The following is a 21445-nucleotide window of genomic DNA, read 5'->3' as shown; positions in this document are numbered from 1 at the left end:
TCTAGGCCGCGCCCCTGCCGGCTTCAAGGCCCTGCGACAGCGCGCCTAGCCCCGCGCCAGAATATCCCGCGCCACCCGCAGCGCAATCGCGGCCACGGTCAGCGAAGGGTTCGCAGCCCCCGAGGTCGGCAGAACCGAGGCATCGACAATGCGCAGATTGTCCAGATCATGCGCGCGGCACCAAGGGTCGACCACGCTGGTGCGCGGATCATCCCCCATGCGGGCCGTGCCGCATTGATGGCTGGGCGTGCGTTTTTCAAAGGTTTTTTGCAGCACCACGGGCCAGCCTGCACGCTTTAGCACCGCCGCAAGCTTGGCGTTCAGCGCCAAATGCGCCTGCCAATTCGAGCGTTGCCATTGCAGCACAATCTTGCCATCGCGCAAAAACACCCGGCTTTCAGGGTTTGGCAAGTCTTCTGACATCGTCATCAGATGCACCGAATGATCCGCCAACCAGCGTGACACCCACAGCGGCAGGCCCGATTCTGCGGCCATGATCTCGCCGGTGATCCGCCCCAGCATCTGCACATTGCCCAAAGGCTCGCCCTTTGGCCCGCCGGTCAGATACCAATCGTTCAACTGAATGGTTTTCTCATAGACCGAGCGATTGCGCCGAAACGGGCTAACCCCCAAAACGGCAGTGATATTGTGGTTCATAAAGTTGCGCCCGACCTGATCCGAGCTATTGGCCAAACCCTCGGGATGCAGCGCCCCCCCTGATGCCAGCAGCAAAGTCGCCGATTTCACCGCCCCCGCACAAAGGCAGACCAAGGCGGCCGAGATCACCTGCGCCACGCCGTCTTTCTCGAAGGCCACGCCCGTCACCTGCCGGCCTTCGGTCAGCAACCGCGTCACCTTTGCCCCGGTCAGCAGCGTCACATTCGGATGCCGCAAGGCTTGGGCCAGCCCAATGCTTTCGGCATCCATCTTGCCGCCACGGGTGTTGGGAAAGCCGTCAAAAGTCTGCGCGCCGCCCTTCAGCCACAGGTCAATATCCACCCCCAAGGGCAGCGCCGAAGGGTGCAGCCCCTGCGCCTGCAAGCGGCGGCACAGATCCAGCATGTCAGGCTCGTGCGGCACCGGGCCAAAGGCGTAATCGCCTGAATGCGCAGGTTCGGTCGGGTCTTGGCCCAAGGCGCCGCGCACTTGATACATCTCTTCGGCAGCCTGATAATCCGGCTCGAATGCGTCATATGTTATCGGCCAGCCCGGCGCTGTGCCACCCATATGGCGCAGCGGGCTGAAATCTTGCGCGCGATAGCGCATCAGCACCGCGCCATAGAATTTCGAATTGCCGCCGGGGTGATAATAATTGTTGGGCTGAAAGCTGCCGCCAGCGGCGTCTTGCCAGCTTTCCTTGGGGTTGAAAAATCCGGTGAACACCGCCTTTGGATCGCGCGCCTCGGGGCAATCTTGCAAGGTCTCGCCACGTTCCAGAATGGTGATCTTGCGGCCCGAAGGCGCAAGAGCTGCCGCAAGCGTCGCACCGCCCATGCCAGAACCAATGATAAGGATGTCTGGACTGCTCATGGCCTGCTCCGCTGATGTTTACGCTAACATACTGGCAGACAGCTGACCTTACGTCATGCGAAATCGCGCGGGTTGGCCAAGATCAAAGCGCTAGTCCTTGTCTTGCTCGCGCAGACGAAAGGCAATCTGGCGCAACATGCCGTGAAAGGTCTGCACCTCGGCGCGGGTCAGGCCCAGCCGCGACCACATATTGCGCAACGAGGCTTTCATCCCCGCCACCTTGGCCTGCGGAAAGAAAAAGCCCGCAGCCTCTAGGCGTTCTTCAAAGTGATCGCCCAGCTTTTCCACTTCGACCGCGCTGGCAAATTCGGTGCGCGCCATTTCCTGCACGATAGCGGGCACAACTTCGGTCTGACGGCGCCATTCATAGCCCATCAGCAACACACATTGCGCAAGGTTCAACGAGGCGAAATCCGGGTTCACCGGCACCGTCACAATCGCATTGGCCTGAACCACATCGTCGTTTTCCAGCCCAGCACGTTCGGGGCCAAACAGCACGCCCACCTTTTTGCCCGCCGCCGTCAATGCCCGCGCATGCGCCATTGCCGCTTCGGGGGAATAGATCGGCTTGGTCAATTCACGCCCGCGCGCAGTTGTGGCAAAGACAAAATCGCAATCGGCAATCGCGGTTTGCACCGAGGCGTAAACCCCTGCGGCATCCAAAACCCGCCCAGCGCCACTGGCCAAGGCCACGGCGGCTGGATTGGGCCAGCCATCGCGCGGATCGACAATCCGCATCCGCTCTAGCCCAAAGTTCAGCATCGCCCGCGCCGCCGCACCGATATTCTCGCCCATCTGCGGGCGCACAAGGATAAATGCTGGCGGGATCATGGCAAACCTCTGGTCACTTCTTGCCGCCTGATACGCGAGCCCCCGTCTTAGCACAAGTTTTGCGGCCATAGCCAAAGCAGCAAGGCTGCGCTAGAAGGGCTGAACCAAACGCAGGACAGACCGATGGCAGACCAAGACCGCCCGCAAATCACCCTGATCACCCCTCCGGTGTTCGATCTGGAAATCTTTCCCGACCAACTGGCTGCTGTGCTGGATGGTGTGGATGTGGCCTGCGTGCGTCTGGCGCTTGCGGGCAAGGATGAAGACCTGATCAGCCGCGCCGCCGATGCCTGCCGCATGGTCGCCCATGCCCGCGATGTGGCGATTGTGATCGAGAACCATCTGCTGATGGTGCAGCGGCTTGGGCTTGACGGCGTGCATCTGACCGATGGCGCGCGCCAGGTCCGCTATGTGCGCAAAGAACTGGGCAATGATGCGATCATCGGCAGCTATTGCGGTGTGACGCGACACGAGGGCATGAGCGCAGGCGAAGCCGGTGCCGATTACGTCGCCTTTGGCCCGATTGGCGCGACGCCCTTGGGCAATGGCGCGCAGGTCGATTTCGATCTGCTGGAGTGGTGGAGCCAAGTCATCGAGGTGCCCTCGATCGCCGAAGGCGCGCTGAATGTGGCCTTGGTCGAAAAATTCGCCCCCGTCACCGACTTTTTCGGCATTGGCGAAGAGATCTGGTCCACCCCAGACCCGCTGGCAGCCCTGAAAGCCCTGCTTGCGCCCTTGGGCTAGGCTTTACGCGCGGCGCCCCAGATAAAGCGCCGCGCGAAATCCGCCTTGCTGCCCCAAGATGGGCGAGCTGAGCTGCAAGGGCGTGCCAATGCGGTCGGCGATGGTCTCGACAATCGCAAGCCCCAGCCCGCTGCCCTCGCCGCTGCCAATGCCGCGCACAAATCTGCCCGAAAGCGCGGCCAGCTCTTGTGGTGACACCGTTGCGCAGTCATTTTCCACGCTCAACTCGCCTTGGCTCGACAAGGCCACGCGCACGCTGCCGCCGTCCCCGTGGCGCAGCGCGTTTTCGATCAGATTGCGCGCCACAATCGCCACCGCATCAGGATCAACTTGCGACAAGACCGGCGCTTGCGGCAAAGTCAGCTGCGCGCGCCCTGCATCTGGGCCACGGTCGAAATCCTGCAACACCAGCCGCAGGACCACCGACAGATCTTGCGGCGTATCGGTCAGCAAGCGCGCACCCTCGGCGCGTGACAGCTGCACCAACCGCTCTGACAGCCGCGTCAGGCGTTTCAACGTAAGCTCGATCTCATCGGCCCGCCGCGCAGTGTCGGGCTCGCGCGTCTGTTGGCGCAAGCGTTGCAGCTGCACCACCGCTCCGGCCAAAGGCGTGCGCAATTCATGCGCGGCATTGGCGGCAAAACTGCGCTCGGCGTCAAAGGCCTTGCCAAGCCGCACAAACAACTGGTTCACCGCCCCGGCAATCGGGCGCAACTCACTGGGCAGGGCTTGCGTGGCCAAAGGCACCAGCTCATTGGCATCTCGCCGCGCCAATTGCTGCCGCAACTGCCCCAAAGGCCGCAGCCCAAAGCCCAAAGCCGAGAAAATACCCAAGAGACTCAGAGGAATAACAGCAACCAACGGCAGTGCCAGCCCCAAGATCAGATCGCGCGCCACAGCTTGGCGATGCAGCAGCGGCTCGGCAATCGTCAAGATCACCGTGCCTTGCACCGCCATTTGTTGATAAAAGCGGAAATCGGCGGTCTGATAAAACCCAGCGCCCGCAAAGCGCGGAAAGCTATCGGGCGCTGCGTTATGCGAACTGAGCAAAACCCTGCCTTGGGCATCTCGCACCAGATAGGTGAAATATTCCTCATGCGTATCAAGGGCGGTGACATGCTGGGTGACGCCCTCTTCCTCACGCGATAGCACATCTATCACCGCAAGCTGCAAAATCCGCTGGCCGGTTTCTTGCAGCGCCGAATCAAACACCTGCGCCATTTCGTGCATCAGCAACCGCGAGGTCGCAGTTGCGGCCGCCAGCCAAAGCAGTGTGACCACCATCGACAGGGCAACAGCGGTGCGAAACCGAATCGAGGCAGGCCCGCTCATGGCTGGCCCAAACGATAGCCCATGCCGCGCTCGGTCAACAGCACGCTGGCCCCCAGCTTTTTACGCAGACGGCTGATATGCACCTCGATGGTGTTGCTCTCAATCTCGGTGTCAAAGGAATACAGCCGCTCTTCCAGCTGCGCCTTTGACAAAAGCTGGTTTGGATTTTGCAAAAACGCCTCGAACAACACCCATTCGCGCGCAGTCAGCGCAATTGGCTTGCCACCGCGCTGCACGGTGCGCGCGGCCAGATCAATCGCCAAACCTTGCAGCAGTAAAACCGGATTGGGATTGCCCGAATAGCGCCGCGCAACCGATCCGATACGGGCAGAAAGCTCTGCCAGATCAAAGGGTTTGACCAGATAGTCATCAGCGCCCGCGTTCAGGCCTTCGATGCGGTCCGAGATTTGATCAAGCGCGGTCAGAATAATCACCGGAACCGTGATGCCGCGCGCGCGCAGGCTTTTCAGAAAACCAATGCCGCGCCCATCGGGCAGCATCAGATCCAGCAGCAAAAGGTCAAACTTCGCCCCGCCCAGCGCATCGCCTGCCGCATCCAACCGCTGCGCCCAATCCACCGAATGGCCGTCTGCCTCGATCTGCTCGCGCACAGCCGTGCCAATCACTTTGTCGTCTTCGATTAGCAGAATGCGCATCGCTTACCTTTTCTTGCTTTGGCTTAGGCCTGCCCTAACCGGCCAAGCTGACGCGATCCTGAAGCAGGTTTTTCATTCGCTTCAGCAAGCTGTCAGCTTCATGCCCCAGAACACCCCCTGAAGATACCCTGCGCCGGAGTGCCGCTGATGAAAAGAACCATCTCGCTTTTGACCCTGACAGCCCTGCTGGCCGCCACCACGGCCCAAGCCGAAGACCGCTGCGCGGTGGCCATGAAAAATTGGCAGCCGCGCGAAGCTGTGGCGCGTCTGGCAGCTGACAATGGCTGGACCGTGCGACGGATCAAGATTGACGACGGCTGTTATGAGGTCACCGGGACTGATGCCAATGGCAAAAAGCTGGATGTCAAACTTCATCCCGGCACGCTGGCAATCATTGCCCGCAGCTACAAAGAAAATGAACACGAAGAGCATGAAGACCACAAAGACAAGTGATCTAACACTGCCCCCCTTCTCAAGCGCCTTGGCGCAGACTGATGCATAAAAGGACATACCATGCAGATGAAATCCATCCTCTCCGCCCTCGCCATCACCACCGCGCTGATCACACCAGCGATTGCGCAGGCCAAGACAGTGACACTGGCGACCAATCTGACGCAATACGGCGGCAATGGCGCCTATCTTGCCTATTACCTGACCGATGCAAATGGCGCCTATGCCGGTAGCCTGTGGATGGCGGGCGGCAAGGCGAAGTATTACCGCCACCTCAGCGATTGGGCGCGTATGACCGGCGGCAACCCTGCCGAGGTGGCAGGCATCACCGGCGCCAGCATTGGCTCGGGCCAGGGCGGCTATCTGTCGCTGGATATCTCGGATGCCTTGTTTGATGCAGGCTATACCCTGCACATCGACGCCGCTGCCGAAGACATGCGCGAAAGCCCCAGTGAAATTGCGGTGCCGCTGACGAGCAAAGGCGCTGGCAAACCCGTGCAAGGCAGCCGCTACATCGCCGATTTCACCTATAGCTTCTAAGCCTAAAAGGTTCCCCATGATCCGCTCGCTTCACCGCTGGCCCGGCCTGATCGCCGCTGCCTTCCTGATCCTTCTTGCCGTCACAGGCACAGCATTGTCAGTCTTTCCGGCCTTGGAAACCGTCACCACCAGCCAAGCCTCGGCCCAGCAAAACGTGGCCGAGCTTGCGGCGATGGTTCAGGCGCAGCACCCAAGCGTCGAGCAGATCAAGCGCGCGCCAACCGGCAAGATCACCGCTTGGTGGTTTGACGGCAACACCGCAGCCTCGGCAGTTGTGGACCCTGCCACCGGCAAGGATGCAGGCTCCACCGACCCAAATCGGCTGGAACAATGGCTGATAAACCTGCATCGGTCGTTGTTCTTGAACGACAATGGCCGGATGGTGACGGCCGTGGCCGCGCTGTCGATGCTGGTGCTGTCGGTGTCGGGGGGCTTGCTGGTGATGCGGCGGGTGGGCGGCTGGCGGCGCTGGTTTGCGCGGCTGCGCGGCCCATGGGAAGGGCGCATTCACAGCGAGATGGCGCGCTTGGCCGTGCCATTCTTGCTGATTTCCGCAGTGACCGCACTTTGGATGACGGCCTCGACCTTCAGCCTTTTGCCCGATGACAGCGCCTATGCGTCCTTTCCGTCACAAACCAGCGGCCAGACCGGCTTTGATGTGGCGCAGATGGCAGGCTTGCAAAGCCTTCCCGTCTCGCAGCTGCGCGATCTGACCTTTCCGGCGGCAGGCGATGCGACGGATGTCTTTACCCTGACCACCGACCGCGGCATGGGCTATCTGGACCAAGGCACCGGCGCGATGCTGGCGTGGTCAGACAATGGCCCTTGGGCACAGGTGGGCGAGTGGATTTATCTGTTGCATACCGGCCAAGGTGCGGCGATCTGGGGGCTTTTGCTGGGGCTGATGGCGCTGTCCATTCCGGCCTTGGCGATCACGGGGGCGCTGTCTTGGGCCAAGGCCCGTCGCGGGCGACCAGCCCTGCGCGGCATGGCTGCGGCCTCAAAGGCGCAAACGCTGATCCTTGTCGGCAGTGAAGGCGGCAGCACCTGGGGCTTTGCCACCACGCTTGCGAAAAACCTTCAGACGGCAGGGCAATCGGTGCATATGGCGGCGCTGAACAGCTTTGCGCCCGAGCGTTATCGCCATGCCGAACGGATCGTGGTGATGACCGCCACCTGGGGCGAGGGCACAGCGCCATCCTCGGCCAAGCGCGCACTCGAGCGGCTGGCAGAGGCAAGCCCAACCGTGCCGATGACCGTGCTGGGCTTTGGTGACAGCAGCTTTCCAGACTTCTGCGGTTTTGCCACCAGCTTCGAGACCGCAGCCCGCGCCAAGGGTTGGGATCTGATCCTGCCCGAACAGCGCATCGACCGCGGCTCGCCACAAGAATTCGCGCGTTGGGGGCAGGCCTTTGGTGCAAAGATCGGGCTGGCGCTGGAATTGCACCACCAGCCCAGCGCGCCGAAAGCCCAAGCACTGTCGCTGCTGTCGCGCCGCGATTATGGCGAGGCCGTGCAGGCCCCTGCCGCCATTCTGCGCTTTGCTTTGCCCAAAACCAGCCTTTGGGCGCGGCTGATCGGGCGCGGCATGCGGTTTCAAGCCGGTGATCTGCTGGGCATCGTGCCGCAAGGCGCGCGCATTCCGCGCTATTATTCCTTGGCCTCGGCCAGCGCCAATGGCTTTGTCGAGATTGTGGCGCGCAAACATCCGGGTGGTCTGTGCTCGGGTCAGTTGATGGCGCTGCAACCGGGCGACAGCGTGCAGGCTTTTCTGCGCCCCAACCCCGATTTCCACCCAGACCGGGGCACCACGCCGCTGATCCTGATTGGCGCGGGCACCGGCATTGGTCCTTTGGCTGGATTTATCCGCAACCAAGGCAACCGCCGCCCGCTGCACCTGTGGTTCGGCGCGCGCCACCCCGACACCGATCTGTTCTACGGTCAAGAATTGGCGGAATGGTCCGAAAACGGCCAACTCGCAGGCCTGACCACCGCCTTTTCGCGCAGCGGCAAGCGGCACTATGTGCAAGACGCGCTGCGCCAAGACGGCGAGGCCCTGCGCGAGCTGATCCAGCTTGGCGCGCGGATCATGGTCTGTGGTGGCCGCGATATGGCGACAGGCGTGCAACAAGCGCTGACCGAGGTTTTGGCCCCGCTTGGCCTGACCGCCGCCAACCTGAAATCCGAGGGGCGCTATGCAGAAGATGTCTACTGAACGCAGCCTGCTGCAAGGCAAAACCATGGGCACGCTCTGGTCGGTGCAGATCGACGGCACGCCGCCGCCCGCGCTGCACGCGGCCTTGCAAGCGGCGGTCGAAGAGATCGACCAGCAGATGTCAAACTGGTCCGAGACCAGCGATCTGATGCGCTTTAACGCCGCCGAAGTCGGCGTCTGGCACCCGCTGCCTGCGCATTTGCTTTGCGTGCTGACCGAAGGTCTATCGATCAGCCGCGCCACCGGCGGAGCCTTTGAGATGAACGTCGGTGCCGCCGTGCGCGCTTGGGGCTTTAACGCGGCACCGATCAACCTCGATGCTTTGCAAGCCGCAAGTGCCGCGCCGCATATTCAGGCGAGCGTCGCGCTGGAGCTTGACCTCGCCGCAGGCCGTGCGCGCAAGACCGCCGATCTTTGGCTGGATCTGGCGGGCATCGCCAAGGGCTACGGCGTTGATCGGCTGGCCGAGGTTGTGCAAAGCTTTGGCATCGATCACGCGCTTTGTGCCATCGACGGCGAGCTGCGCGCGCTTGGCACGCAGGCCAATGGCACGCCTTGGCCGGTGGCGATCGAGAGGCCCGATAGCCCCGATCGCGCCGCACAGTCGATCATCGCCCTTGACGCTGGGGCGGTCGCAAGTTCGGGCGATTACCGGCATTTTCTGACCGTCAAGGGCAAGCGGCTGTCGCATACGATGGACCCGCAGCGCGCGGCCCCGCTGCTGGATGGCCCCGCTTCGGTCAGCGTTCTGGCGCCGCGCTGCCTGCAAGCCGATGCGATGGCGACCGCGCTGATGGTGATGGGCGAGGCTGATGGGCTGGCCTTTGCCAAGGCCACCGGCATCAGCGCGCTGTTTTTGATGCGCGAGGCTGAAGGCCTACGGGCAAGCGGCACCGGCGTTTTTGCGGCCTAAACTGCGGCCCGCGCCAAGGCCTGCGCATGGCCCGCGCGGATCACCGCCTCGCAATGCGCTGCCAGCTCTTTGCGGCTGGCAAAACTGTCAACCGGCACTGGCGGGTGAAACACGATCTCGACCCGCCCCTGCCGCAAGGTTGCCAGCGTGTGCAGCAAATGCGGCGCAAATGCCATCTCGCCCCACCAGCCGTAATAGCGCCGATCTTGGCCCTTGGGCGCATGATAGACCACGCTTACGGGCTGAATCTGCAAAATATGATCAAGCCCGTGGCTGTAAAACGCCGCAAACAGCGTCGATTTAAACGGCAAAACCCGCAGCGCGTCGGTGCTGGTGCCTTCGGGGAAAAACAACAGCCGGTGATTGGCCCGCAACCGCGCCTCGAAAATCGCCTGCTGACGTTTGGCCTCGGTGCCCTTGCGCGCGATAAACACCGTGCCAGTCGCCCGCGCCAGCCAGCCGATCAGCGCCCAATCCGCCACCTCGGATTTCGAGACAAAATAGACCCGCTGCACCGCGTTCAGCGCGAAAATGTCCAGCCAAGAGGCATGATTGGCCACCACCGCGCCGCGATGCGCCATGGCCTTGCCGCGCACCTGCACCGGCAGCCCCAAAATCGGAAAGGCCGCCCGACAGACGGCTTGGGTGATAAAGGGCGTCCAAGGCCGCGCCAAGCCAAACAGCGGCCGCTCGATCAGCCGCAGCGCCAGCAAAACCGCCAAGCCGCCAAAGGTCACCGCCCCCAGAACCAGCCCGCGCAAGATCGCCACCAGCCAATTCAGCGGCCCAAAGCGCGGGGATTGAATCGGAACCTCGCGCCAATCACTCATGCTTCATGCCCCGATTTGCGCAGGTAAAAGGCGCGATGCTTGGCGCTCATCTTTTTGGTGTCCATCACCAGACAAACATCGGTGGTGTTAAACGCATGATCAAGCCAGGCGCCTTCACCCACAAAGCCGCCCAATCGCAGATAGGCCTTGATCAGCGCCGGCGTGCCCAACATCGCAGCACGGCGGTCAATTTGATCTGGGCGCAGCAGATCCATCCGCTGCGCTTGGCCGGGTTGCACCCGCACCCGCAAGGCCGCGGGCGCCAGATGGTTGTGATGCAAAAACGCCAAAGGCTGGGCCAGCGCCTGCACATCGGTGCCATGAAACGAGGCCACGCCAAACAGGATCTCGATCTCGCGCTCCAGCACATAATCGGCCAGCGCATTCCACAAATGCAACATCGCCGTGCCGCCGCGATAGTCTGGATGCACGCAAGACCGCCCCAATTCCAACAACCGCCGCCCGCTCGCCTTCAGCGCGCTGAGGTCATATTCGCCCTCGGAGTAAAACCGCCCCGTCTGCGCCAAGCGATCCGAGGGCAAAAGCCGGTAGACGCCAATGACATAATCGTCGCCACGCGCCTCGCGGGCCTCATCAATCAACAAAAGATGGTCAAAATAAGGGTCAAACTCGTCGCGCTCGAGACCTGCCGCGTGATCGACCAAAGGCCCAGATCCGCCCAGCTCTTGCACAAACACCCGATAGCGCAGCCGCTGTGCCGCCGCCAAATCGCGCGAATCGCGCGCCAACCTGACAAGAAAAGGTATTTCGTCGGCAGTCATCTATACTCTTTCGGTAAAATCCGATGCGACGCCCCCCTCTTAGGCAGCAAGCGACGCTTTTGCAAGAATATCACAGAGATCAGGCGGCCACGTTAACCTCGGGTTAACCACCAATCGGCTTAGTGAGAGAAGTCGGGCTGCAAAGCAATCTGGCGCAGATCAATGACAACCTTGCCCGCATGTTCAAAATTCACCGTAACCCGGTTTCCAATGCTAGATTGCACCTGCCCCAAACCCCAATCGGGCTGCTGCGGATGACGCACCATCATACCTGGTTCTAAAAGATTGCTCATTGCCACACCCCTCCCCTACCCGGTTCAAAGGACACCGCCATGACCGATAAACTCGATATTGCTGCCCTCGTCGGCTCGCGTATTTGTCATGATCTTATCAGCCCGATTGGGGCGATCGGCAATGGTGTCGAATTGATTTCGATGGCAGGCTCGATCACTGGCCCCGAAATGATGCTGATCTCGGAAAGCGTCGCCCATGCCAATGCCCGCATCCGATTTTTTCGCATCGCTTTTGGCGCAAGCGGCCAAGATCAGCGCATCGGGCGGCTCGAGGTTGCGGCCGTACTGTCTGACATCTCGCATGGCAGCCGCGTCCAGATCGAGTGGGATAGCCCGAACGATATTGCGCGGCGCGACGTCAAACTGGTGTTCTTGCTGATCCTCTGCCTTGAAACCGCCATGCCCTTTGGCGGTAAGATCAGCGTCAATCGCAGCGAGACGCGGTGGAGCCTGACGGCAACTTCGGCAAAACTGCGCGCGGATGCCGCACTTTGGCAGCGCTTGCAAAACCCGAAAGCCGTGGTCGAGATTGGCCCCGCACAGGTGCAATTCGCACTGGTGCCCGAGGAACTCACCCGCCAGCATCGCCGCCTCAGCCTCGAGATCGGCGTCGCCGAAATCGCAGTCAGCTTCTGATCGTGCCATTGCCGGTGACCAGATATTTAAAGCTGGTCAATTGCTCGGCCCCAACCGGACCGCGCGCATGCATCTTGCCGGTGGCAATGCCAATCTCACCGCCCATGCCAAATTCGCCGCCATCGGCAAATTGGGTCGAAGCGTTGCGCATCAGAATTGCCGAATCCAACCGCTCGAAAAAGCGCGCGGCAGTTGTGTCATCTTCAGTCAGAATGCTTTCGGTGTGGTTGGAGCCATAGCGCTTGATATGCGCGATCGCGGCATCAACCCCGTCAACCAGCTTGGCCGCAATGATCATATCCAGAAACTCGCGGCCAAAATCATCGGGAGTGGCCGGCGTCGTGCCCGCCACCTTCAACAATTCGCCTTCCGTGCGCACCTCGACGCCTGCGCGCAGCAGATCCTCGATCAACACCGGCCCATGTTCGGTGTAAAACTTCCAATCGATCAGCAGACATTCCGCCGAGCCACAAATCCCCGTCCGACGGGTTTTCGAATTCAGCACCACCGCCCGCGCCTTTTCCAGATCAGCCGCCTTGTCGACATAGATGTGGCAAATGCCCTCCAAATGCGCAAAAACCGGCACCCGCGCCTCGCGCTGCACCAACCCCACCAGCCCCTTACCGCCACGCGGCACGATCACATCAATAAACTCCACCGCCTGCAACATTGCGGTGACCATGGCCCGATCTCGCGTCGGAATAAGCTGGATAGCCGCCTCTGGCAGACCGGCCTGCCGCAAGCCCTGCACCATGCAGGCATGAATCATAGTCGACGAATGAAAGCTTTCCGACCCACCGCGCAAAATCACCGCATTGCCCGCCTTCAAACACAGCGCACCCGCGTCAGCCGTCACATTCGGCCGGCTCTCATAAATCACCCCAACAACCCCCAAAGGCGTTGCAACCCGTTGAATATGCAAACCGTTCGGCCGATCCCACTCCGCCAGAACCCGCCCCACCGGATCGGTCTGCTCTGCCACCGCGCGCAAACCGTCAACAATGCTGCGAATGCGGTCCTCGGTCAAAAGCAAGCGATCCAGCATCGCCGCATTCAAACCCTTGGCCGTGCCATAGGCCATGTCCAACCCATTGGCGTCCAAAATCTCTTGCCGGCGCTGCCACACCGCATCGGCCGCGCAGATCAGCGCCGCATATTTGCGCTCAGCGCCCGCATAGGCCAACTCCGCAGCCGCCGCCTTGGCCTTTCGGCCAATCTCACGCATCTCATCCATCATCTGCGGCCCTTTCATCTGTCCTAAAATATCCCGGGGTCCGGGGCAGCGCCCCGGCTGCCGCAGGATCAGATCACCAGATCATCGCGGTGCACCAAAGCCGCCCGGCCCTGATAGCCCAAAATCGCCTCAATATCGCCCGAGCGGTGACCGGCAATCAGCTTGGCCTCCACGGCGGTATAGCGCACCAGCCCCTTACCCAAAACATCCCCCGCCGGGGTCAGCATTGCCACCGGATCACCACGGCCAAAGCTGCCTGAAACCTTGGCAACCCCCGCCGGCAACAGCGATTTTCCGGCCAGCAAGGCCGTCACCGCCCCCGCGTCCAGATGCAGCTCGCCGCGTGGTTTCATCGCATTGATCCAACGCTTGCGCGCCTGCTGCGGGTCACTTTGCGCCACAAACCAGGTCTTTGGCGCGCCCTCGATCAAAGCTTTCAGCGGCCGCAGCACAAAGCCTTCCATGATCGCCATGGCACAGCCGCCTGAAACCGCCGTTTTGGCCGCCAAAAGCTTGGTCTTCATGCCGCCCTTTGACAGGCCCGAAATCGGATCTCCCGCCATCGCCTCGATCGCCGGCGTGATCGCCTCGACCAGATCAAACCGCTGCGCCGTGGCGTCTTCTTTGGGGTTGGCCGAATAAAAGCCATCGACATCAGACAGCAAAATCAGCTGATCTGCCCCAACCGTCACCGCAATTTGCGCGGCCAAGCGGTCGTTGTCGCCAAAGCGTATCTCATCCGTAGCTACAGTGTCGTTTTCATTGACAATCGGCACCACGCCCAAGCCCAAAAGCGTCTCCATCGTCGCGCGGCTGTTCAGATAGCGACGGCGGTCTTCGGTGTCTTCCAAGGTGACAAGCACCTGTCCGGTGATGATGCCATGCGGCGCCAGCACCTCTTCATAGGCGCGCGCCAGCCGGATTTGGCCCACGGCAGCGGCGGCCTGCGATTGTTCTAGCGTCAAGACGCCGTCACCCAGACCCAAAACCTTGCGGCCAAGGGCGATCGACCCCGAAGACACCAGCACCACATCGGTGCCACGGGTCTTGGCTTCGGCCACATCCAGCGCCAGCGCCGAAAGCCAGTCTTGTTTCAGCCCCAGCTTGCGATCCACCAGCAAGGCCGAGCCGATCTTGACGACCAGCCGTTTGGCATCGCGCAGATCGGGGGCCAAGATCGGGTTTAGGGCTGCCAAGGCTTGCCCTCCTCGACGGGAGCCTCGCCTTGAATCTGTTTGTAAAGTGCGCGCAGCACATCTTGCAGACCCATGCCCGCCACGCCCGAAATCACAAAGACCGGGCCGCCATGTGCCTTTTCAAGCGAGCGTTTGCGGTTGGAAATGGTCTTGGCGTCCAGCGCGTCGCATTTGGTCAGCGCCACGATCCGCGGCTTGTTGCCCAGCTCTTCGGCATAGGCCTCAAGCTCGGTGACAATGGTGCGGTAATCTTTGGTGATGGTTTCCGAGGTGCCATCAACCAGATGCAGCAGCACCTTGTTGCGTTCGACATGCGCCAGAAACTGCATGCCCAAACCACGACCCTCAGAGGCGCCCTCGATCAGACCCGGAATATCGGCCATCACAAATTCAGCGCCATCAACACCAACGACGCCCAAGTTTGGCACAAGCGTGGTGAAAGGATAATCGGCGATCTTGGGCCGCGCGTTCGACACGGCAGCCAAGAAGGTCGATTTACCAGCGTTCGGCAGGCCAACAAGCCCCGCATCGGCGATCAGTTTCAGGCGCAGCCAGATTGTGCGCTCGATCCCCTCTTGGCCCGGATTGGCTTTTGAAGGCGCGCGGTTGGTCGAGGATTTAAACGCAAGGTTGCCCCAGCCGCCATTGCCGCCCTTGGCCAGCAAAACCCGCTGACCCACCCGCGTCAGATCGGCGATGATGGTCTCTTCGTCTTCGTCCAAAATCTCGGTGCCAACCGGCACCTTCAAGGTGATGTCTTCACCGGTGCGCCCGGTGCGCTGGCTGCCCATGCCGCCTTGGCCGGATTTGGCGAAAAAATGCTGCTGATAGCGAAAGTCGATCAGCGTGTTCAGGCCATCAACCGCCTCGGCCCAGACCGAGCCGCCATTGCCGCCATCGCCACCATCAGGGCCGCCGAATTCGATGAACTTCTCGCGCCGGAACGACACGCAGCCCGACCCACCCCCGCCCGAGCGGATGTAGACTTTGGAGAGGTCGAGGAATTTCATGTCAGGGACTTTCTGTAAGATCGACTGAGGCGATACAGGATCGGGCGCGCGTTCTCAAGCCATGCCAAAGATCGCGCGCCTGCCTGTTAGCCAAGTTTTTTGATATAGGTCCAGGTCTGAACCCGCGCATTGCGCGCAACGCAAAAGGTCTCGGCATCGCCAAGGTATTCAAAGCCCGCATGGGTCAAGACCCGCGCGGAACCGGGGTTGTCTTGAAACACCTCGGCAAAGATGGTGCGGTCTTTGTGCGGATTGGCGGCAACCAAGGCCTGCACCGCCTCGGAGGCAAAGCCGGTGTTCCAAAACGCAGGCGCGACCCAGAAGCCGATTTCGGACTGCGCGCGATCCATCCGTTTCAGATTTATCACGCCCAAAACCTCTGGCAGGCCGGTGCTAGAGCCGTCCATCACCCAGATGTCTTCATCCGATTTGCCCGCCATGGCACGCATGACAAAAGCCTCGGCAGCGCCAGGTGGCAAGGGGTGGGGAATCGAATGCGTCGCCTCGGCCACACGTTTGTCGCCCGCGTAAAGCGAAACCAGCCCTTCATCCGAACGACGAACAGGGCGCAAAACGAAACGGCCCGCAGCAATTTGACCTTCAGACGCAACTGCAATCATATCTAGTACCATCATTCGCTCCTTGAAGCGCAACTGGGCTTTCAGCCCAAGACACCCATCTTCACAGTAGAAAATGAGCAAGGGGACCGGCCTTTCGGCCGATCCCCCTTTTACAATTGAATTGTAAAAGTTCGGCTTACTCGGCAGCTTCCGCGACGGGAAGAACCGAAATAAAGGTGCGACCCTTGAAACCCTTTTTGAAGGTCACGCGACCTTCGACCTTAGCGAACAGGGTGTGGTCAACGCCCATGCCAACGCCTTCACCTGGGAACCAGGTGGTGCCGCGCTGACGAACGATGATGTTGCCCGGAATGCAGGCTTGGCCGCCAAACAGCTTAACGCCAAGACGACGCCCAGCAGAGTCGCGACCGTTGCGGGATGAGCCACCGGCTTTTTTGTGTGCCATGGGGGATTACTCCTTCGCAGCAGCGGCTTTAGCAGCACGCTTCGGTTTCGCCGGAGCTTCGGCAACAACAGGTGCCGCAGCGGTGTTATGAGCAGCACGACGCGCATCGGCAGTGCCGGTTGCAGCCGCAACGCCCGAGGCTTCAGCGCCCGAAGCCATAACTTCGGTCACGCGAACCAGCGTCAGGTGCTGACGGTGGCCTTTGGTGCGCTGCGAAGAGTGCTTACGACGACGCTTTACAAAGTGGATGACCTTTTCGCCTTTGATCTGGTCGATCACTTCTGCCTGAACGGCAGCGCCTGCCACAAAGGGCACGCCAATGGTCAGGCTTTCGCCACCGACCATCAGAATTTCATTGAACTGGATCTTTTGACCAGCCACAGCGTCAAGCTTTTCAACGCGCAGAACATCACCTGCCTGCACTTTGTATTGCTTGCCGCCCGTCTTGAGGACCGCGAACATGGGTCTTTCCTTCTTTTGCTCCGCGTTCTTTGGCCCCCATAGGATGGGTGTTCGTGGGTCGCCCCGCCTTCGAACAGCGCGCCCTTAAGGGCGTCATGAAAAATAGGCCCGGCAAGATTCGCACCTTGTCGGGATGCGCGCTTATGTGGCTTTGCCGCGAAACTGTCAAGCATAACAGGCAATTTGATAGGCAAATCGCCTAGATATCTTCGCCTGCCATCATCTGCGCCGCCGAGGCCCCTAAGGCCTGCGACAGCTGCACGAACATCGCATCAAAAGCGGCAAAAATCGCCGCATTGACCTTTTTGCCCGATTTGGTTTTGGAAAAGGTGATATATTTGTCAAACTCTGCATCGGTAAGGGGCTGATAAGCCATCATCAAAAACGGATAAAGCCACTCTGCGGTATCGGTGCGAATGGCATTTTCTTGCGACCAGACCTGCGACAGCATCTCGTCTTCGGGCATCTGCTGCTCAAAGGCCCCGCCAGCCGAGAGGCCGCGAAAGAACGCCAGATTGGAATTCAGCGCGCCGGTAACATTGGATTCGATCAGATCATTGATCTGTGCAAAGCGCTCAATCTGAACAGCGCGATGCGATTTATGTCCAAAGGCCTTGTCCCAAATCGCCTTGGCCGCAGCTTCGGCTTGATCGTCCAGCAAGCTGCGCCGCGCCGCCACCTCAAGTGCGACGATCCGCTTACCCAGCTCTGACCCGAAGAACGCCTTCATATCGGCCCGCACCTCGGGCGCATCGCCCAACTCACGCGCCAAACCAGCCTCAAAGGTGGCGCGCAGCTTGGCAGGATCATAGACCTTGTCGACCGTCACCAGCCAGGCCGCCCCACCCTGCCCACTCAGGAGATCAGCATCGACACCAAGCGCATTTTCGCGCCCCTCAATCCGCATCACATCAATCAAGCCGCCGATATCGAGCAAGTCAGCCAAATGCGCGGCCTCGGGCTGGCTTTGTTGCATCTGCGCAAGGCTTGCAGCCGGCAAGAGCCCCCCAGCCATGATCCCCAGCATAACAACAAGATTGCGCAACATGACGGGGGCCTTTCAGACGCGATTTCACCGCAGAGCTATGCTCTTGCCAAGCCGTTGCCAAGAGACGATTTAAGCAGAATTGTTCACATCTGCGCCACTGTAAAACCGCAAGTTTTCGCGGTGACGCCGCCCCAGCAAAAAAACTCTTTTCCCACGCGATGGAATCGGGCTTGCAACGCCGCCAAGACCCCGCTAAATCCGCCCCTTAGAAGGCCTATGACACGGAGAGGTGGCAGAGTGGTCGAATGCGGCGGTCTCGAAAACCGTTGTCGGTTTGCGCCGACCCAGGGTTCGAATCCCTGTCTCTCCGCCACTTAGACACTCATCAGGCAGTGCATCCCGTTGATAACCCTCGATAATTCCCACTCCGAAAGGCTGTGGGTAGCTTGGGGTGTAGACCAAATTGCTGACCAATTCGATTCCCTATACCTTCGTTCGAGATGGTTACTTCTACTATTCTCGACGGGTTCCCGCAGACGTTCTTGCCCATTACACCTACCCTCGGATCGTTAAGGCCTTGGGTACAACCTCTGCTCAAAAAGCCCGAATGCTGTCGTTATCTGCCTCGGCAAAGCTCGAAGCTTACTGGGCACAGCTGCGGCTTGTTCATGCAGATGTGTTTGGCCTGAAGATCGTCAAACAGACCACATTCATTGCTGGTAAGCGTAGCTCAGATCAGCCCGTTCAAGTCGAGGCAGTCCTTGATGGCCCTACTCTGCTGGATGCTTTGGATGTCTACCTTCGGCAAAAGGGCAAGGGTCGATCAAAGTCCTTTGAAGTAGCTGCTCGACGGGCTTGTGGCTATGTCATCGATGCCTGTTCCAACAAACCTCTTGCCGCCTTTGACAGGGCAGACGCCCTGCTGTTCAGGAATTGGTTGGTTGAACGTGGATTGACTGGCTCATCCGTGACCAGAAACTTTTCCTACGTCAAAGCCGTAATCAACTTTGCTGTTTCTGAACTGGCACTTGATGTGAAGAACCCCTTCATTGGGGTCTATCACGACCGACAGGCAGGGGTTCAGGTACGCAAACCCATCCCAGTGAAAAGCATTCGTGTCGTTCAAGATACCTGCCGTGCGATTGATGATGATCTACGGCATTTGATTGCCCTCGTCTCAGATACAGGCATGCGGCTGGGAGAGGCTGCTGGTTTGGCCCTGACGGACTTCATCGATCTCGATGGACCAACGCCCCACATCAAGCTGATCAAGCACCCGTGGAGGAGCCTCAAGACGGTCAGCAGTGAACGCCTTGTGCCTCTTGCAGGACAGTCCCTCTGGGCAGCACAGCGCATCTTATCGACGGCCAGCACATCTGCATTCGCCTTTCCCAGATACAATGTAGCGAAGACGACCAATACCAACTCTGCCAGTGCAGCATTGAACAAATGGTTGCAGCAGCATGTCCCAGACGGATGCACCATGCACAGCTTCAGGCATTCCATGCGTGACAGGTTACGTGCCGTTGAATGCCCCAGTGACATCGTTGATCAAATTGGTGGATGGACAACAGCTGGAGTTGGACACGGCTATGGCAATGGCTACCCATTAGCCGTTCTGCATCAATGGGTTGCACGATCCGTTAGCTGAGAAAGAGGAAGGGCGCTCACACCCCAAGCTACCCACAGCCTTTCGGAGTGGGAATTATCGAGGGTTATCAACGGGATGCACTGCCTGATGAGTGTCTAAGTGGCGGAGAGACAGGGGGTTGTGTTCCCTCCTGATCCGCCAGCATTCCGCTAACCCTCTGATATTACATGATAGGGATCAGCTGAGTTCGATACAAGTAGGCGTATTTTGGTCAGTAATTTGGTCAACTCTGCAGGGGCTCCAAGTGTGTGTAGACCCAGCGACACAAAGCAATTCCCCAGAACTGTTAATGATACACCCATCTACCCACAGAGGGGGGGGGCATGGGCCACAGGGGGGCATAGGGTATAGTATACATGGCCTCTGCCAGCGGGGAGAATTTTGAGAATTGGGAACAGAGTTAACAACGATATGCTCAACACCATCATGCAGCACTTAGGTTGTCCCTCACTCCCTTCTGTCGTTATTGATTGGGCGCCTTGATAAAAAACGTCTGAGTAATGTAAAGGTGGTTGGAGGGATCATAGCACTCATGTTATAATTCAATATCTTAAGAGGAGATGAGTGGATGAATAACTTACCTAATATCTATTTAAACGACTCTCGTCCTTTGGATGTTCATCGGTGGTCAGATTATCCAGAAGTGAACAGCTTCATTGATCGGATTTATTCATCTCTTCCAGCAAAAATTGGAAATACTAAGATCAGAAAGAAGCACTTTAAGGTCTTGTTGCTTGACCTCTATGTGGCTTGGACTGTTGACCCTGACCTTAAGCTAGCTGTGAGCAGGGACAACAACAGATACAAAGCCAAGAGCAGATACAATGAACTGCACATCAGCAAGGTCATGCCTGACGTAGTGGATATGCTGGAAGATGCGGGGCTGGTGCATACTGCTAATGGCTTCTTTGATCATGTCAAAAAGATTGGCCGTGTCTCTCGGGTCTGGGCTACAGGCAGGTTGGCCAAAGAGTTCAACTCTGCCCTGCACCTCCACTTTGGCATCAACAACCTCGAAAGCCGTGAGTGTATCATTCTACGGGATGAGAAGAAGAAGGATATCGAGTATGAAGACACCAAACAGACAGACGAGATGCGATCACTATTGAGGGATTACAACGCCCTCTTGGCCAAGACACATATCGATATTGATTATCTGGACAAGCCATTCTTGCAATTTAAAAAGCCAAATGCAGCTCCTCTATCGATTGCGCAAAGTGACAAGTTCGTTCGACGAATCTTCAACAACCGCAGCTGGACACAGGGAGGCAGGTTCTATGGGGGCTGGTGGCAGAGATGCCCCAAAGCCCAACGCAACCATATCTGCATGGATTGTATCGTGACCCAAGAAGTGGACTACTCTGGCCTGCACATTGCCCTGCTATATGCGCTGCAAGGTATAGATTATTGGGCTACCATTGATGTCGATCCGTACCTTGTCGACTGGCCTGAAGGCATAGACCCGGCAATCAATCAGCGTGAGGCAACCAAAAAGCTACTTCTTACCGCCATCAACGCCGACACTGAGGAGAAGGCCTTCAAAGCCTTTCGTTCTGAAAGTGCATCCAGAACCCCAGAGAAGAAGTTGACAGACGAGGTCTTGGGTAAAGTGATGGCAAGCCTAAAGGTGAAGCATGCACTAATTGCCAACAAGATCGCCTCTGGGGCTGGAATAGACTTGATGTACATAGACAGCCAGATCACAGAACGCTTGATCGCCTACTTCACCAAGCGAGGTGTGCCAATGCTTAGCATCCATGACAGCTACGTAGTGCCATTTGGCTATGACAATGACCTAATTCGGGAGATGAAGGCTGCCTTTTGCGCTGTCACTCAGGTGCAAGAGGTCAGGTTGAAGCATACCACCATCAACTCACATGAATATTTCTGGGCAGATCGTTGGACTGTTGAACAGAAGAAAGCTCAAGGGGAAGACTTTGGGGAACCCAGCCAGCGGCACAAGGACGACCTCGCTCTGTTTAAAAGATTTCATAAGCTGCCTGAAGGTTATCCTGAGTGGACGCACCCTGACACTGCCCTGTATTAACCAGCACATTTGAAAGCCTTCCCAACTTACTGCCGTTGCCTCGCTATGCAGCCGGTCATGCATATGCGTTCCCGCTTCT

The 21445-nt window shown here is 59.1% G+C and carries 22 protein-coding genes and 1 tRNA gene; 9 read left to right on the top strand and 14 right to left on the bottom strand.

Features of this window, described 5'->3' with window-relative positions; all coding sequences use genetic code 11:
* Positions 1-45: 45 nt before the first annotated feature.
* Positions 46-1530 (bottom strand): GMC family oxidoreductase, encoded by a 1485-nt coding sequence (locus V7Q10_RS12865; RefSeq protein WP_333869511.1) that lies wholly within the window; start codon positions 1528-1530, stop codon positions 46-48.
* A gap of 90 nt (positions 1531-1620) precedes the next feature.
* Positions 1621-2361, bottom strand: coding sequence for an RNA methyltransferase (locus tag V7Q10_RS12860; protein ID WP_333869510.1), 741 nt, complete (start codon positions 2359-2361; stop codon positions 1621-1623).
* 123 nt (positions 2362-2484) lie between these two features.
* On the opposite strand from V7Q10_RS12860, the gene V7Q10_RS12855 reads away from it, so the two are divergent.
* A complete protein-coding gene (locus V7Q10_RS12855; RefSeq protein ID WP_333869509.1) occupies positions 2485-3105 on the top strand; it encodes a thiamine phosphate synthase in 621 nt (206 codons plus the stop codon).
* A gap of 3 nt (positions 3106-3108) precedes the next feature.
* On the opposite strand, the gene V7Q10_RS12850 is transcribed toward V7Q10_RS12855, so the two are convergent.
* Positions 3109-4437 carry an ATP-binding protein gene (locus V7Q10_RS12850; protein ID WP_333869508.1) on the bottom strand — a complete coding sequence of 443 codons (1329 nt, stop codon included), beginning with the start codon at positions 4435-4437 and terminating at the stop codon, positions 3109-3111.
* Positions 4434-5093, bottom strand: a complete 660-nt coding sequence (locus V7Q10_RS12845) for a response regulator transcription factor (protein WP_333869507.1) — start codon at positions 5091-5093, stop codon at positions 4434-4436. The genes V7Q10_RS12850 and V7Q10_RS12845 overlap by 4 nt, the downstream gene beginning before the upstream one ends.
* Positions 5094-5240: 147 nt before the next feature.
* Here V7Q10_RS12845 and V7Q10_RS12840 point away from each other — a divergent pair, with 147 nt between their 5' ends.
* From V7Q10_RS12840 to V7Q10_RS12825, 4 genes are all read left to right on the top strand, one after another.
* Positions 5241-5546: a PepSY domain-containing protein gene (locus tag V7Q10_RS12840; protein WP_333869506.1), complete on the top strand. Its 306-nt coding sequence runs from the start codon at positions 5241-5243 to the stop codon at positions 5544-5546.
* A gap of 66 nt (positions 5547-5612) precedes the next feature.
* On the top strand, positions 5613-6083 hold the full coding sequence (locus tag V7Q10_RS12835; protein WP_333869519.1) for a DUF2271 domain-containing protein: 471 nt from the start codon (positions 5613-5615) through the stop codon (positions 6081-6083).
* A gap of 16 nt (positions 6084-6099) precedes the next feature.
* Entirely contained in the window at positions 6100-8298 is a 2199-nt protein-coding gene (locus V7Q10_RS12830; RefSeq protein ID WP_333869505.1) for a PepSY domain-containing protein, read from the top strand.
* Entirely contained in the window at positions 8279-9211 is a 933-nt protein-coding gene (locus tag V7Q10_RS12825; RefSeq protein WP_333869504.1) for an FAD:protein FMN transferase, read from the top strand. The genes V7Q10_RS12830 and V7Q10_RS12825 overlap by 20 nt, the downstream gene beginning before the upstream one ends.
* Here V7Q10_RS12825 and V7Q10_RS12820 read toward each other — a convergent pair.
* The 3 genes from V7Q10_RS12820 to V7Q10_RS12810 all read right to left on the bottom strand — a co-directional run bounded on the left by V7Q10_RS12820 (position 9208) and on the right by V7Q10_RS12810 (position 11116).
* Entirely contained in the window at positions 9208-10041 is an 834-nt protein-coding gene (locus V7Q10_RS12820; RefSeq protein WP_333869503.1) for a lysophospholipid acyltransferase family protein, read from the bottom strand. The two genes, V7Q10_RS12825 and V7Q10_RS12820, sit on opposite strands and share 4 nt — an antisense overlap.
* Complete coding sequence (locus V7Q10_RS12815) at positions 10038-10823, bottom strand: GNAT family N-acetyltransferase (protein WP_333869502.1); 786 nt, start codon at positions 10821-10823, stop codon at positions 10038-10040. Before V7Q10_RS12815 ends, V7Q10_RS12820 begins: the two co-directional genes overlap by 4 nt.
* Positions 10824-10942: 119 nt before the next feature.
* On the bottom strand, positions 10943-11116 hold the full coding sequence (locus tag V7Q10_RS12810; protein ID WP_333869501.1) for a DUF3553 domain-containing protein: 174 nt from the start codon (positions 11114-11116) through the stop codon (positions 10943-10945).
* 39 nt (positions 11117-11155) lie between these two features.
* On the opposite strand from V7Q10_RS12810, the gene V7Q10_RS12805 reads away from it, so the two are divergent.
* On the top strand, positions 11156-11752 hold the full coding sequence (locus V7Q10_RS12805) for a histidine phosphotransferase family protein (protein ID WP_333869500.1): 597 nt from the start codon (positions 11156-11158) through the stop codon (positions 11750-11752).
* On the opposite strand, the gene V7Q10_RS12800 is transcribed toward V7Q10_RS12805, so the two are convergent.
* The 7 genes from V7Q10_RS12800 to V7Q10_RS12770 all read right to left on the bottom strand — a co-directional run bounded on the left by V7Q10_RS12800 (position 11742) and on the right by V7Q10_RS12770 (position 17728).
* Positions 11742-12989 (bottom strand): glutamate-5-semialdehyde dehydrogenase, encoded by a 1248-nt coding sequence (locus tag V7Q10_RS12800; RefSeq protein ID WP_333869499.1) that lies wholly within the window; start codon positions 12987-12989, stop codon positions 11742-11744. The genes V7Q10_RS12805 and V7Q10_RS12800 overlap by 11 nt on opposite strands.
* A 65-nt stretch (positions 12990-13054) precedes the next feature.
* On the bottom strand, positions 13055-14182 hold the full coding sequence (gene proB / locus V7Q10_RS12795) for a glutamate 5-kinase (RefSeq protein WP_333869498.1): 1128 nt from the start codon (positions 14180-14182) through the stop codon (positions 13055-13057).
* Positions 14170-15192, bottom strand: coding sequence for a GTPase ObgE (obgE, locus tag V7Q10_RS12790; protein ID WP_333869497.1), 1023 nt, complete (start codon positions 15190-15192; stop codon positions 14170-14172). The genes proB and obgE overlap by 13 nt, the downstream gene beginning before the upstream one ends.
* Before the next feature lie 86 nt (positions 15193-15278).
* Positions 15279-15824: a GNAT family N-acetyltransferase gene (locus V7Q10_RS12785; protein WP_333869518.1), complete on the bottom strand. Its 546-nt coding sequence runs from the start codon at positions 15822-15824 to the stop codon at positions 15279-15281.
* Positions 15825-15948: 124 nt separating this feature from the next.
* Entirely contained in the window at positions 15949-16218 is a 270-nt protein-coding gene (rpmA, locus tag V7Q10_RS12780) for a 50S ribosomal protein L27 (protein ID WP_333869496.1), read from the bottom strand.
* 6 nt (positions 16219-16224) lie between these two features.
* The gene (gene rplU / locus V7Q10_RS12775; protein ID WP_333869495.1) at positions 16225-16680 is read right to left on the bottom strand and encodes a 50S ribosomal protein L21; all 456 of its coding nucleotides are present in this window, start codon (positions 16678-16680) and stop codon (positions 16225-16227) included.
* A 199-nt stretch (positions 16681-16879) separates the two neighbouring features.
* On the bottom strand, positions 16880-17728 hold the full coding sequence (locus V7Q10_RS12770) for a hypothetical protein (RefSeq protein WP_333869494.1): 849 nt from the start codon (positions 17726-17728) through the stop codon (positions 16880-16882).
* A gap of 223 nt (positions 17729-17951) precedes the next feature.
* Here V7Q10_RS12770 and V7Q10_RS12765 point away from each other — a divergent pair.
* The 3 genes from V7Q10_RS12765 (at position 17952) to V7Q10_RS12755 (ending at position 21366) form a co-directional block, all read left to right on the top strand.
* Positions 17952-18041 (top strand) — tRNA-Ser (locus V7Q10_RS12765).
* Positions 18042-18131: 90 nt separating this feature from the next.
* Entirely contained in the window at positions 18132-19319 is a 1188-nt protein-coding gene (locus tag V7Q10_RS12760; protein ID WP_333869493.1) for a DUF6538 domain-containing protein, read from the top strand.
* Between the two features lie 568 nt (positions 19320-19887).
* Positions 19888-21366 carry a hypothetical protein gene (locus V7Q10_RS12755; RefSeq protein ID WP_333869492.1) on the top strand — a complete coding sequence of 493 codons (1479 nt, stop codon included), beginning with the start codon at positions 19888-19890 and terminating at the stop codon, positions 21364-21366.
* The last annotated feature ends 79 nt before the right edge of the window (positions 21367-21445 follow it).

Origin of the sequence: Cypionkella sp., from assembly GCF_036782355.1 — a bacterium.
Lineage (GTDB): Bacteria > Pseudomonadota > Alphaproteobacteria > Rhodobacterales > Rhodobacteraceae > Cypionkella.
This window is presented reverse-complemented; position numbering and strand designations above follow the sequence as displayed.